Here is a 15194-nt window from a genome sequence, read left to right on the forward strand (position 1 = left end):
ATTAATTATCAATGTCTTTGCTATTTACATCTTCTTCATCATTATTGTCTATATGTTCTATGCTATTCACATCGTCATCGTCACTGTTTATATGCTCTTTACTTTGCACTAACCTGACTGAAAAATAGAGATCATAAGCAAATTCAATATACTCTTCATCAAGCTGTATATTCATCTGTTTAAACCAATTTTTGAGTGTTTTTCGCCGACCAGATAGGATCAAAATAACATTTCGAACTTTTAAAGATTTAACTAATTCTTCAACACCGAGTAAAACGCTGACATCTTTGTAAGTAAAACAAGGAATCGCATCGACAATCACGTAATTTATTGGCTCTTCTGATTCGTCAATATAACTTATAATTTTTCGCTTGAAATATGCAATATTGAAATAAGTCAGTGGAGAATTAAATCGATAAATAATTGTACTTTTTAGTGGTTTAACCTCTTTACCTAAAGAGTGAATACGACCACTATCATCCATCCCTAAAAGTTGATCTTTCGGTCGGAAAACACGGCGTAAAAACAGAAAGAGTCCTAGCAAAACCGCAAGCGCCATACCCGGGATAATGCCAATCAATAACACCGAGATAAACGTGATTAAACTTAAGTAAAACGCATCACGATCAAACTTGAAAAAACGAAATATAGTTTGGAAATTAATAAGAGAAAGTGAAGAATAAATTAAAATCACCCCCAATACACAAGTGGGAATGTATTGTAAAGGCGATAAGAAAAACAGAACCACTAAACCAATTAATATCGCAGCAATAATTGAAACGAGCTGAGTTTTACCACCATTGGCATCATTGACAGCTGTACGCGATGAAGTGCCACTGACCACAAATCCTTGTGATAATCCTGCTACAATATTAGCCATACCTAAGGCTCTAAATTCTACATCGGCGTTTGTTTCATAATTATTTTTAGAGGCAAAGCTACGAACCGTTATCATCATACTAACAAAACAGATAACCGCTATATTCAATGATGGAACCACTAATTCTCGCATTTTTGCTTTATCAAAACCAATCCATGATTCAGCAGGTATAAATTCACCACTAACTTGACCGATGATACGTATACTGTACGATTCAAAATTAAATAACCATGAAAAAAAGGTCATTATCACTACGGCAAAAAGCGGAGCTGGATAGCGAGGTCTTAATCTTTTCAAAGCAACTAATATGAGTAAAGTAAAAAACGAGACCAATGCGGTTAAAATATGGATTTCAGATATTTTGAAAGGTAAATATACGACTCGTTCAATTAAATATGAAAAGTCATAAGAAAAACCTAACGTCCTAGCAAACTGATCAATGATAATTGTGATTGAAATCCCGTTAAGTAGACCGATTAAAATCGGTTGACTGAGCAAATCAGCTAGCGCCCCTAAATGCAATTTACCGGCAATAATACACCATATTCCAATCATAATGGTTAACAATATAACCAATTGCCAACGTAAAATAGGATCATCCTCAGCTAAAGGAAAAACAACGGCTGCAACTACCGCACAGGTAGCAGTATCTGGGCCAACAATAAGTTGTTTAGAAGAGCCAAAAAGTGCATAAACAATAAGGGGTAAAATAGTTGAATATAATCCAGCTATTGCACCTACGCCCGTTAATTCAGCGTATGCAATTGATACAGGTAACGAAACAGCCGCGACCGATAAGCCTGCTTTTATATCAGAATTAAAATATTCCCGTCTATAATGCAATAAACTGATTAATCCTGGCATCCACAATGCTATTTTTTGTAATATCCCTTTGTTTTCCACTTTTTGCATGTTTTATTATCTTCCAGCTATACTTATGTTTTCCATTAAAATTGATCCGCATTGAATATTACTTCTTGTTTCAAGATCATTCCCTATCGCCACGATATTTTGATACATATCTTTGAGATTACCAGCAACAGTAAATTCATTGATTGGATACTGGATTTGACCATTTTCCACCCAAAATCCAGTTGCTCCACGTGAATAATCTCCCGTGACATAATTAACACCATCCCCCATTAAAGAGGTCACAACCACACCTTTATCTAATTTGGCTAACATTGCATTAAAGTCTGCATCTGTTTGACTTGATGAGACTAACCAATTATGTATACCGCCAGCATGTCCTGTTGATTTTAGACCTAATTTTCTGGCTGAGTAATTACTCAATAAATAAGTTTGTAAAATACCCTGCTCAATAATATTACGTTTAACGGTTTTTGTTCCTTCACTATCAAATGGTGAAGAACCAATTCCTTTTAAAATGAAAGGATCTTCCAAAATAGTTAACCAAGATGGGAATATTGTTTTACCCACACTATCTAACAAAAACGAAGATTTACGATAAATTGCACCACCACTTATCGCACTCACTAAGTGTCTAATTAATCCGACCGCTACATCCGCACAAAACAGAACAGGTACTTGCATGGTCTCAATTTGTCTCGCCCCTAAATGGGCAATCGTTTTTTCGGCAGCTTGTTGGCCGACCCATAGGGGTGATTTTAGATCGCCAATGTCCCGTGATGAAGTGAAAGCATAATTGCGCTCCATTTGCTCATCTTGTTTTGCGATAACTGAACAAGATAGAGAATGAGAACTTGCACAGTAACCATTCAACATACCTAAGCTATTCCCATACATATAAATACCATAACGGCTTCCAAAATAACTGCCATCACTATTAATAATCTCGGGATAAGCTAAAGCAGCTTCTTCTGCTTGTTTGGCTTGCTCAATGGCTTTATCGACATTCAAATCACTTGGATAGAACAGATCTAAATCTGGAGCATCAAATGCCATCAAATCTACATCACCTAAACCAGAATAAGGATCGGGTGAAGTATATTGCATAATGTTGATGGCCATATCAATGGTTTGGGCAATCGCCTGCGGGGATAAATCATTTGTTGATGCACTCCCCTTACGTTGGTTTTGATAAACCGTAATGCCTAATGCACCATCGCTATTAAATTCTACGTTTTCAGTTTCCCCCATACGAGTGCTGATACTTATACCCGTGGATTGATTAATCGAAACTTCAACCGAATCAACTCTTGGTTTAGCTTGCTTAATAGCATGGGCAACAATAGCGGATAAATTTTCTTTTTGGGTTAAAGCGTCTTTCTTGATTTGTTCTATACTCATTTTATTATTTTCTACAATTCTGCTAGTGATACGTTATAATAAGCCAGAATTGCATTTTAGTTAACAAAAGAAATCATATGAATCAAAATCAAGAGACAATCAAAGAGCCAAACTTAACTATCGACGAGATCGAAGATGAGATCATTTATGTCAGTAAGAGCGAAATCAAAAGAGATGCTGAAGAACTAAAAAAACTCGGAATTGAGCTAGTTAATCTAAGCAAAAATGAAATTGTTAAAATTCCTCTTGATGAAGATTTACTTTACGCTATCGAATTAGCGCAAAAAATCAAAAAAGAAGGTTATAGAAGACAAATTCAATATATTGGCAAGTTGCTTCGCAATCGTGATATCGAACCGATAACCCTTGCTCTAAACAAACTTAAAAATCGCCATAATCAACAAGTAGCAATATTTCATAAATTAGAAAAATTGCGCGATGAACTTATTGAAACGGGTGATGCAGAAACTATTATTGGTTTATACCCAAATGCTGACAGGCAACAACTGCGTACTTTAGCTCGTTTAGCCAAAAAAGAGTTACAATCCAATAAGCCGCCTAAAACAGCAAGACAAATTTTTCAATATTTAAAAAAATTGAGCGATACAGAATAAGTTTTATAATGTACGCTCATTACTGATGAACTAAACTATTATTAATCTAGATAGAGGATACAAAAAATGGGACTTTTAAATGTACCAGCTGGTAAAGAATTACCCGATGATATTTATGTTGTGATTGAAATTCCTGCCAATGCAGATCCAATCAAATATGAAGTAGATAAAGATACTGGCGCAGTATTTGTTGACCGCTTTATGGCAACAGCTATGTTTTATCCTTGTAACTATGGCTATATCAATAACACATTATCTCTTGATGGTGATCCTGTTGATGTATTAGTCCCAACTCCGTACCCATTACAACCAGGTTCAGTTATTCGTTGTCGCCCAGTTGGCGTATTAAAAATGACCGACGAAGCGGGCGAAGATGCTAAATTAGTTGCGGTACCACATACTAAACTTTCAAAAGAATATGACCATATTAAAGATGTTGAAGATTTACCAGAATTACTTAAATCTCAAATCAAACACTTTTTCGAACAATACAAAGCACTCGAAAAAGGTAAATGGGTTAAAGTTGATGGATGGGAAAACGCAGATGCGGCTCGTAAAGAAATTATCGAATCTTTCGAAAGAGCTAACAAAAAATAGACTTAACTAAAAAATTTACAAAATTTATATTAAGTAAACGTTAAAAAAAGAGTCGCTAAAAAATAGTTAGTGACTCTTTTTTTTAGTGTAAACTTTGACTTTCGAAATAAATATAATTTTTTGTCATGTTTAAATTGTTTTATATCAAATTAAGTTGATTTTAAACAAAAATTTATATAAAACGGCACTCTAAGATTAAAAAATTGTCATTAAAACCTTGCTTTCGATTATAATTTATGCGGTAATAGTAGCAGACTTATAACGCAGTATTTTATTATGAAAACGATTAACTTTTTTTATGTAATGTTAATCATATTTTTAGTTTTGAGTTGAATTAATAATACTAAGTGAAGGTCTATTCGTGCCTTAAAGGCAAATTATTAATTATTGTTAGGATGTCTAGTAAATGAATAAGAAAACTGGCCAAGTAAAATGGTTTAACGAGAGTAAAGGTTTCGGTTTTATAACCCCTACCGATGGTAGTAAAGACGTATTTGTTCACTTCTCAGCTATTTCCGGCGACGGATTTAAAACTTTAGCTGAAGGTCAACAAGTCGAATTTGCTATTCAAGATAGCCCTCGTGGACCAGCAGCAGCTGAAGTTGTTGTTATCTAACCAACTAATTTCTTTATTAGTTTGAATGCAAAAGCCCATTTAACCAAATGGGCTTTTTATTGCATTTATAAATTGTACATTTATAAATTGATGACAATCTTGTAATAAAAAAGCGACCCAAAGGCCGCTTATTGAAATAATTATGAATTGCTTCTATTATTTAGAAACTACAGCGATTAAATCTAATACTTTGTTAGAATAACCTACTTCGTTGTCATACCAAGCAACAAGTTTCACGAAAGTATCGCTGATTTGGATACCTGCTTTCGCATCAAATACAGAAGTACAAACTTCACCTAAGAAGTCAGTTGAAACAACTGCATCTTCAGTATAACCAAGAACGCCTTTCATTGGGCCTTCAGATGCTGCTTTGATAGCTTTACAGATATCTTCGTATTTAGCTGGTTTAGCTAAACGCGCAGTTAAATCCACTACAGAAACGTCTGGAGTAGGAACACGGAAAGCCATACCAGTTAATTTACCGTTTAATTCAGGGATAACTTTACCTACAGCTTTAGCTGCACCAGTTGAAGATGGGATGATGTTTTGAGCAGCACCACGACCACCACGCCAATCTTTGTGAGATGGACCATCAACAGTTTTTTGAGTAGCTGTTGTAGCGTGAACAGTAGTCATTAAACCTTCAACGATACCAAAGTTATCATTGATAACTTTAGCTAAAGGCGCTAAACAGTTAGTAGTACATGAAGCGTTAGAAACGATATCTTGACCAGCGTAGTCTTTATCATTAACACCCATTACGAACATAGGAGTGCTATCTTTAGAAGGACCAGTTAAAACAACTTTCTTAGCACCAGCTTGGATGTGTTTACGAGCAGTTGCATCATCTAAGAAAAGACCTGTTGCTTCAGCAACAACATCAACACCTACTTCGTTCCATTTTAAGTTTGCAGGATCTCTTTCAGCAGTAACGCGGATAGTTTTACCGTTAACGACTAATTTGCCATCTTTAACTTCAACAGTACCGTCGAAACGACCGTGAGTTGAGTCATATTTAAGCATATAAGCCATATATTCAACATCTAATAAATCATTGATAGCAACGATTTCGATGTCTGAACGTTTTTGAGCAGCACGGAAAACAATACGACCAATACGGCCGAAACCATTAATACCTACTTTGATTGTCATAACAATTACCTTCTTTTTTGTGTTTTTAAATGTAAAAAATCTTTGCTGTAAGCTATCAAATTTTAACGGTTTATTCAAGATCATTCGATCAATTTAGACATGAATTCATTAAATAGTTTTAACAGAAAATTACTGGAATAAGATGATTAGCAATAAAATCATTTACTTATTCAAAACATTTGACCTAACAAAATAAATAAGCAAAAAATAGTACCTAAAATTAAAACCATAGTAACGGCAGACTTAACTACATGACCATCGTTCACTTTATACTGCATAAATTATGTATTTTATTAGTCTATATGCTTATTATTGCTTAAAATTATGTTTAAATGCTCAATTTTTCACTTTCAATGGTAAAGATAAATTTGAAATAAATAAGGGAAGATTATGTGTAAGGATTTTCAAAATACTTTCAAAGTTTAAATCTCACAATGCGCAATTCGTATTGACGTTTATACAACATAACGACCTACCTTGACGCTTGGTTTTTTATATCAGCAGATAAACCCTTATGTGGATTTGATTATGCAACTTAAAAAGTTCAAATTAAGATTGTTGAGTACAATTGCTAAAACAGAAGTTTTAAACTGATAAAAAATGACCTAGTGACTATAACTTTTGTAATATAACTTTCGGCAATATAACTGACTATTGCAAGCACAAGGCAACCAAGAATATCAACTTATTACCACCTATTTTGAATTTATACAAACCATCTAAATAATAGGTTATAATAACCGCTTATTATCTATGATTTAATACACAATTAAATTGCATAAACTTTATTGATTATACCTTTTGGTATATCACAAATTAAACGTTATTGCCGTCACCGACCATAAAATAGCAAAATCTTAGATTTTGTTGAAAGTTAGATAGTGTAATACAGTAATCGCCTGAACTTTAAATAAAAAAGAAATACCGCCATGATAAACGAAGACAATTTTGACAACCACACTCCAATGATGCGACAGTATCTCAAGTTAAAAGCTGAAAATCCCGATATCTTATTGTTTTATCGTATGGGGGATTTTTATGAGATGTTTTATGATGATGCCAAGCGTGCCTCACAGCTTTTAGATATTTCGTTAACTAAACGTGGTGCTTCTAATGGTGAACCGATTCCTATGGCAGGCGTGCCATATCATGCGGTTGAAAGCTATTTAGCTAAATTAATTTCCCTTGGTGAATCGGTTGCGATTTGTGAACAAATCGGCGATCCTGCGACAACTAAAGGCCCCGTCGAGCGAAAAATTGTCCGTATTGTCACACCGGGTACCGTCAGTGATGAATTATTATTAGAAGATCGGAAAGATAATTTATTAGCATCAATTTGGCAATCAAAAAACCATTATGGTTATGCCACACTCGATATTAGTTCTGGACGATTTTTTATTTTTGAAACGGAAAGTTACGAGTCAATGCAGGCTGAATTGCAGCGCACCAATCCGGTCGAACTGCTTTATCCGGAAGATTTTCAATCAATGACTTTGATTGAACAACGCAACGGTTTAAGACGTCGCCCAATTTGGGATTTTGATCTTGAAACCGCTAAACAGCAGCTTAATTTACAATTTGGTACTAATGATTTAGTCGGATTTGGGGTGGAAGATTGCAGTTATGCACTTAGCGCAGCTGGCTGTTTACTGCAATATGTGAAAGATACACAGCGCACCGCCCTACCGCATATTCGTTCAATCATCAAACAATCAGCTTTCGACTTTGTGGTACTTGATGCGGCAACGCGGCGCAACCTTGAAATCACCGAAAATTTATCTGGAGGTACACAAAATACGGTTGCTGAAATTTTAGATAAAACCCAAACCCCAATGGGTAGCCGTATGCTGAAACGCTGGCTCCATGCCCCTATTCGTAACATAACCTTATTACAAAACCGTCAGCAGGCAATCAGTGAGTTACAAAATCATATTGATGATATTCAACCATTATTAAAACTGATTGGCGATCTTGAACGAATTTTAGCTAGGCTGGCATTGCGTACCGCTCGCCCACGTGATTTTGCCCGTTTGCGTGATGCATATAACTTACTGCCTCAAATGCAGCAATTACTAAACCAACTGAGTGCGCCAGCTTTAGTTGGCTTGCGAGCTAAAATCAACCAATTTGATCACATTGCAGATATTTTAACGCGAGCAATTGTTGAAGCGCCTCCGGTAATAATTCGTGATGGTGGTGTCATTGCCGCTGGTTACAATGCCGAACTTGACGAACTGCGCAATCTTGCAGATGGTGCCACGAATTATCTAGAACAATTAGAAATAAGAGAACGTGAAACCTTAGGTATAGACACACTCAAAGTAGGGTTTAATGCTGTACATGGTTATTATATTCAAATTAGTCGAGGACAAAGCCATTTAGCGCCTATTCACTATACACGACGCCAAACGCTTAAAAATGTTGAGCGCTACATCATTCCAGAGCTTAAAGAGTATGAGGATAAAGTCCTCACCTCAAAAGGTCGTGCTTTAGCACTTGAAAAACAGTTGTATGATGAATTATTTGATTTACTTATGCCACAGCTTGCCGATATGCAACTGAGTGCCGATGCTATCGCTGAACTTGATGTACTCACTAACCTTGCTGAACGAGCGTTAACATTAAACTATCAGCAACCAATGCTTGCAGATAAAGCCGGAATTAATATAAAAGATGGTCGACACGTGGTGATTGAACAAGTATTACAAACCCCATTTATCGCCAATTCCCTGCAATTATCGCCTGACAGACGATTGTTAATTATTACTGGGCCAAATATGGGTGGGAAAAGTACTTATATGCGCCAAGCAGCCTTAATTGTTTTACTCACCTATATTGGTAGTTTTGTACCTGCATCGCAAGCAACCATTGGACCGGTTGATCGCATATTTACTCGAATCGGTGCATCGGATGATTTAGCATCAGGCCGTTCAACTTTCATGGTCGAAATGACTGAAACGGCTAATATTATGCATAATGCCACTGAACAAAGTCTAGTGCTAATGGACGAAATTGGACGCGGTACTTCAACTTATGACGGGCTATCTTTAGCTTGGGCATGTGCTGAAAACTTAGCAAACCAAATCAAAGCGATGACGCTCTTTGCTACCCATTATTTTGAATTAACTCAATTACCTGAGCATATGCAAGGTGTTTATAACATTCATTTTGATGCCATAGAACATGACAACACGGTGGCCTTTATCCACGAAGTATCTGAAGGCGCTGCCAGTAAAAGTTTTGGTATTGCGGTGGCAGGATTAGCAGGTGTACCCAAACAGGTATTAAAACGTGCCAAACAAAAGCTAAAAGAGCTTGAAATCATTTCAAAACAAGCAGCAAATAGTCACGTTGACCAATCACAACTGAGCTTTGAGACCATAAGCGAACCATCAGAAGTTGAAGAGACTCTCAAACAGATTGATCCTGATGCTTTATCACCAAAACAAGCGCTTGAAGTGTTATATCAATTAAAGAAAATGCTTTAAAACTATATTGAATTAATAAATGATACATACCCAATGCTAAACATTGGGTAACATTTTATTAGACTCGTTATCACTATAGCATTTCCCAATAATGGGAATATTAAGGCAGATAAAATCTGCCCGATTATCACTGCCAATATTTCTTCTTAGATGTTTTACCTATTCCTGGATTAAAGCTATTAGTTGGATCTAACGCATGATAGAATTTTTTCAAATCCTCATTAGCATGATACAAATGCCCAACATTATGCTCTGCTGGATATTGTGCTCCACGCTGATCAAGTATAGCTAACATCTCCTCTTCCACTTTACTGCAATCAGTACCTTTTTTAGCAATATAATCTTGATGGAATACAGAACAGAAAAAATGACCATAATACAATTTATAGATGAAATGCTGACTAATACTTTCAGGTAACGTTTCGAACCAATCTTTATCATTGCGTCGTAAAGCAATATCCAACGCCACTAAATCCTCAACCGTTTTGGTATGTACATTACGATACACTGTAGCTGCGCCAGCAACGGCAAAACGGTGCAACATTGCAGCCTCCGCTTCTTTATTATTACAACGGAAATAACTGCCATCACGTTTTTCAGCGGTTGAACTATTATCAAAGTAAGATTTCAAAAATGCTTCAGCTTCGGCAATACCTTCATCTGACATTTTTAAAATCAAGTGATGCGCATAACGATCACGATAATCACGCAGAGATTTTGGCAAATGATTTGGCCATAATTTACATACCGTTACTGCGAATTTATCGGAAAAGCTACCAGAAAAACAAGGAATTTTACTCATTATTCGATCGACAAAATTCTTTAATGCATACATCTTTGGTATGGTATCAGTGCCCAGCTTTTGAATCGCCAAAAACAGATGTTTACCATATACTGCCGCTATATCAAAGGCATCTCGATGAATATACTCTCCCGATACGGGCAAATTTTTAAATTGTCCTAAAATATGACGGCGAATATCATCCAATTCATTGGTATTATTCGTTCCTATATAAAATACCGCCGTATTTTCTTCTAAAGGAAACGTATCTAACCGAACAGCAAATACCATCAACCGCCCTGCACTACCTGAAGCCTCATAGTGACGAGCTGGATCAGCGTTATACCTTGCTGGTGTATCAGCATCGATTTGACGCACATGATCGCAATAATCATGATCATGCCCCAAACCAGCATCTCGCTGAATATCTTTATCGGAATAATTATGATTTTGAAGATTTTGCAAAATGGTATCGGGATCATTACCTAATTCAATTCCTAAATGATTTACCAATTGCAACTTACCTTGTGCATCAAGCTGAGCAAATACCGCCATTTGTGTATAAGCAGGCCCGTGCTGAATCAGTGCGCCTCCTGAGTTATTGCATACTCCCCCCATCACCGACGCCCCAATACAAGAGGAACCAATGACCGAATGCGGACCACGCTTATATTTTTTCAACTCTTTTTCTAAACGAAACAACGTACTACCAGGTAAACAGACCACCTGCTCGCCATTTTCGATAACATTAATGCCATCCAAACGACGAGTACTAACAATTACAATTGGGCGATCATAATCATTACCGTCTGGTGTTGATCCCCCTGTTAATCCAGTATTTGCAGATTGAGTGATCACTATGACATCAGCTTCCACACACGCTTTTAATACATGCCACTGCTCAACAAGCGTTCCGGGCAAAACCACCGCCAACGCATCGCCTTTACCAAAACGAGCACCTTGACGGTAAAATAAGGTACGTGCAGGATCGGTTAATGTATGTTTCTTGCCCACAATGGATTGTAGTTTTTCAATAAACGCCGTTGTTTCGTTGCTGTTCATAGTCTTTTTTCCTATATAAAAAATTAGAAGATCACCCAAAATTGCAATTGATTATTTTATAACCGCTAAAATAAATAAAATAGATACATATTGTGCTATTAAAGAAAAAGGAGAAAATAAAAGACAAAATGAACAGATGAATCCAAAAATGTTGATAAAAAATATTATCGTTATCGATAAACAAGACAATCGTAATGATAATCAGGTTAGCTTAAAAAACTTTGCCTAATTAAAAAGTGTATTCAGGCTGATACGTTGTAATCACATAACAAAAAATATCAAAAATTTTACCCTAATTTTTAAGATGACTAAATTTATAAAACAATTCTCTTAGCCAATAAACCGTCATTTATAAAACATACTTATCCCCTATTATCTTTTTTCATAAATAGCAGTTACCAAGTTATATTTAGATAGATTTGCTAACTTTCACTGCAATAAATCACGCAATCTTGTGATTTTGAGTTAACTCCCGATATTCAATTTTGCCAACAAAATATAATTAAAATTTGGTCTAAACATGATCAAAAAAGGATTAACAGATCTTGGATTTTATGGATTTAGTATTGAGGATTATTTAAGATTTTATATCAAAAAATTTCATTTTACTCAAACATCCCCATAACCTGAAACTTTTTGACAAAATAACTGACAACACAATGGCAAAAAATACTTTTTAAAAGTATTACTAAGATATTGAATAGAATTTAGGAAATATCTAATAATTACATTTAGATTAATATAAAAAAATAATTATATTAATAAGTTAAAATTATTTTTGTAAAAAATATTCAGGAGTCTATACCATTACATTATTAAAAAAGTACTTTTTATGAATAATTACTTTCTTTCTATAGTGCCTGCATTCAAGTTTTACACAGTTTAATCTACATTTTATAAATAGACTCAATAAATTTTTTTATCATATCCTCATAGTCCCTCTTAATATCACTCTTATACTTTCACTCTTGAACAATGCCTAAACCACATAACATTTTATTACCATCAACATTTATCAAAATGACAAATCTATTATCATTACATTTGTCGTCATTCAACCAATGGCTGGATATGTCGCAGTAATATGAAAAACCGACTACCTAAACAATATTATAGAGGTGAATACTGTCTAATATTTTGGCAAGGATCAATTCAGTATAATCTTTTCTATTTACTCATTTGCAAATTATTTCTTTCTTTTCAATAAGATCAGCAATCATCATATCATCATCACCATTACTAATGCTTACTTCCATATAACTATATGCAGCCTCATATTGTTGACCATTATAGCGGTAATAAACAATTTGATGTTCTGCCGAACTATACCTACCACTTGTAAAAAAATCTGGCATACCATACAAATAGAGTTTAATGGGTAAAAAGGAGCTTCATAAGAATTAAATAGTAGTTTGGGTTCAATATCGGGTTTTAATAAATAAATCCATGCTTGTGTATTAACCTGATTACTAAACATTTTACAGTCCGCAATAAACAGGTCACCAACGTTCGATTTGCATATATCAAAAAGGATATTGGTATAAGGTTTAGATTTATCTTCATCGATAGGATTATCTTCATAATCTGAAAAATCTTTACTACCACAGTTATCATCAGTACTTAAACTCGCCACTAATTTTTTAATAACCAAGTCCATTTTTTTATCACTAGCCAAATCAATTTTATCACTGCATAATTGACCACTTGTTGGTGAGCGGTGGATGGGAATACTGATATACAGAGGATATAATTGACTAATAATGGTATCCAATGCTTTATCTAAACAAGCGGTATCCTTACACTGTGATATCAATTTATTTTGCTCAACAATTTTAATATCTAAATTCCAAGGGTCATCGACTAAGGTAATCGTCGAATATTGAAGAAAGCGTGCCTTAAATAACTTATTTGCTAATGCAGAGTTATTGCACGTATTAGCTGGATATTTTGATTTTGCTTCATTAACCATCCTAATAATATTATCATCTTTATCATTGAAACCTGATAAGCTAATATCCAAACATGGATTAATTAACAAAGTTGTTGATAAGTAAGGAGGGGCAATTTGATCAATACGAGGAATGGCTCTCTCTTGCTTAATTTGTTGAGTGTAAGCAGGAAAAACAATTATCAATAAACTTAATAAATAAAAAGTTTTTTTATCATTTAAACATTTCTCCTTAATTATTTCCTGCCAAATGTACTCTCGTTTTTTTATTTATTCATTTACAAATTATTTCTTTCTTTTCAATAAGATCAGCAATTGACATACTATTACCGTTATCATCACGGCCAATACCTACTTCCATATAACTATATGTAGCTTCATATTGTTGACCATTATAGCGGTAATAAACAGTGTGATGCTCTCCCATGCTATACCTACCACTCGTCATAAGATCTGGCATACCATTACAAGTGGAATCTAATAGGTAATAAGGACCTTCATAAGAATTAAATAGTAGTTTAGGTTCAATATCGGGTTTTAATAAATAAATCCATGTTGGTGTATTAGCCTGATTACCAAAAACTTTACATTCCGCAATAAACAAGTCACCAACATTCGCTTTGCATAGATCAAAAAGCACATTGGTATAAGGTTTAGATTTATCCTCATCGTAAGAATAACTTCCATAAGCTGAAAGATCTTCACTATCACAGTTATCATCAGTACTTAAACTCGCCACTAATTTTTTAATAACTAAGTCCATTTTTTTATCACTAGCCAAATCAATTTTATCACTGCATAATTGACCACTCGTTGGTGAGCGGTGGATGGGAATGCTGATATACAGAGGATATAATTGACTAATAATGGTATCCAATGCTTTATCTAAACAAGCGGTATCCTTACACTGTGATATCAACTTATTTTGCTCAACAATTTTAATATCTAAATTCCAAGGGTCATCGACTAAAGTAATCGTTGAATATTGAAGAAAGCGTGCCTTAAATAACTTATTTGCTAATGCAGAGTTATTGCACGTATTAGCTGGATATGCTGCTTTTGCTTCATCGACCATCCTAGTAGTGTAACCATCACTATCATAGTTCTCTATTGAGCTAATATCCAAACATGGATTAATTAACAAAGTTGTTGATAAGTAAGGAGGGGCAATTTGATCAATACTAGGAATAGTTCTCTTTTGTTTAATTTGTTGAGTGTAAGCAGGAAAAACAATTATCAATAAACTTAATAAATAAAAAGTTTTTTTTATCATTTACATTTCTCTCCTTGGATAATCTTCTGGAAACTCTAGGGTTAAGTTATTTGTTGCATCAGGAAACTTCATCTCGGTTAATACCGCTAAACAATTTCCATAAGCAGAGCAACGTTGATCGAAACCATTTAAAGTAGAGCTATAAAGATTATTAATTACAGCTGGTAAGTTAACCTTAGCAGAGGCATGCCAAAATGCAGAACTTCGATAATAGACCTTTGTTCCCTGATTTCCTGCGTCAACGGCTACACGCTCTAAGGTGTGTGTTTCATCGGCATACTTTGCCATACTATTCTTAATCCAATAAAAACCTGCCGAATCGGCTGGGTCAATATTAGCTTGGTTAGTCACTTCATCACGCCATGTAAAATACTGATTTAAGTTTGGAAACTCTGCATCTTGAAAACTATCTCGATTCGCTTTTCTTTGTCTATAGTCCATGATTCTACCTCATGATGCCTAGCTATCAAGGTTTCAAATTCTTGCGAAATCTCTCGACCTCTAAATTGCCA

At 34.9% G+C, this 15194-nt stretch carries 11 protein-coding genes; 4 read left to right on the forward strand and 7 right to left on the reverse strand.

Annotation, left to right across the window (positions count from 1 at the left end; genetic code table 11):
* Position 1: 1 nt before the first annotated feature.
* Together H3S73_RS06175 and pmbA are read right to left on the reverse strand one after the other, a co-directional pair.
* Positions 2-1792, reverse strand: a complete 1791-nt coding sequence (locus tag H3S73_RS06175; protein ID WP_198236131.1) for a SulP family inorganic anion transporter — start codon at positions 1790-1792, stop codon at positions 2-4.
* A gap of 6 nt (positions 1793-1798) precedes the next feature.
* Complete coding sequence (gene pmbA / locus H3S73_RS06180) at positions 1799-3151, reverse strand: metalloprotease PmbA (RefSeq protein WP_198236132.1); 1353 nt, start codon at positions 3149-3151, stop codon at positions 1799-1801.
* Between the two features lie 77 nt (positions 3152-3228).
* Between pmbA and yjgA the strand changes: the two genes are divergently transcribed.
* From yjgA to H3S73_RS06195, 3 genes are all read left to right on the forward strand, one after another.
* Positions 3229-3765 (forward strand): ribosome biogenesis factor YjgA, encoded by a 537-nt coding sequence (yjgA, locus tag H3S73_RS06185; RefSeq protein ID WP_198236133.1) that lies wholly within the window; start codon positions 3229-3231, stop codon positions 3763-3765.
* 66 nt (positions 3766-3831) lie between these two features.
* Positions 3832-4362, forward strand: a complete 531-nt coding sequence (gene ppa / locus H3S73_RS06190; RefSeq protein ID WP_025315033.1) for an inorganic diphosphatase — start codon at positions 3832-3834, stop codon at positions 4360-4362.
* Between the two features lie 406 nt (positions 4363-4768).
* The gene (locus H3S73_RS06195) at positions 4769-4978 is read left to right on the forward strand and encodes a cold shock domain-containing protein (RefSeq protein WP_065619463.1); all 210 of its coding nucleotides are present in this window, start codon (positions 4769-4771) and stop codon (positions 4976-4978) included.
* Positions 4979-5134: 156 nt separating this feature from the next.
* On the opposite strand, the gene gapA is transcribed toward H3S73_RS06195, so the two are convergent.
* Complete coding sequence (gene gapA / locus H3S73_RS06200) at positions 5135-6130, reverse strand: glyceraldehyde-3-phosphate dehydrogenase (protein ID WP_025315031.1); 996 nt, start codon at positions 6128-6130, stop codon at positions 5135-5137.
* Positions 6131-7059: 929 nt separating this feature from the next.
* Here gapA and mutS point away from each other — a divergent pair.
* Positions 7060-9618, forward strand: a complete 2559-nt coding sequence (mutS, locus tag H3S73_RS06205) for a DNA mismatch repair protein MutS (RefSeq protein WP_198236134.1) — start codon at positions 7060-7062, stop codon at positions 9616-9618.
* Positions 9619-9745: 127 nt separating this feature from the next.
* Here the strand turns inward: mutS and dld are convergent, their stop codons facing one another.
* The 4 genes from dld to H3S73_RS06225 all read right to left on the reverse strand — a co-directional run bounded on the left by dld (position 9746) and on the right by H3S73_RS06225 (position 15123).
* Positions 9746-11461, reverse strand: a complete 1716-nt coding sequence (gene dld / locus H3S73_RS06210) for a D-lactate dehydrogenase (protein ID WP_065737446.1) — start codon at positions 11459-11461, stop codon at positions 9746-9748.
* 1246 nt (positions 11462-12707) lie between these two features.
* Positions 12708-13595, reverse strand: a complete 888-nt coding sequence (locus H3S73_RS06215) for a hypothetical protein (RefSeq protein ID WP_198236135.1) — start codon at positions 13593-13595, stop codon at positions 12708-12710.
* Positions 13596-13683: 88 nt separating this feature from the next.
* A complete protein-coding gene (locus H3S73_RS06220) occupies positions 13684-14682 on the reverse strand; it encodes a hypothetical protein (protein ID WP_198236136.1) in 999 nt (332 codons plus the stop codon).
* On the reverse strand, positions 14683-15123 hold the full coding sequence (locus H3S73_RS06225; protein ID WP_198236137.1) for a hypothetical protein: 441 nt from the start codon (positions 15121-15123) through the stop codon (positions 14683-14685).
* Positions 15124-15194 lie beyond the last annotated feature (71 nt).

This window comes from Gilliamella sp. B14384G12 (genome assembly GCF_016101825.1).
Classification (GTDB): Bacteria; Pseudomonadota; Gammaproteobacteria; order Enterobacterales; family Orbaceae; genus Gilliamella; species Gilliamella apicola_N.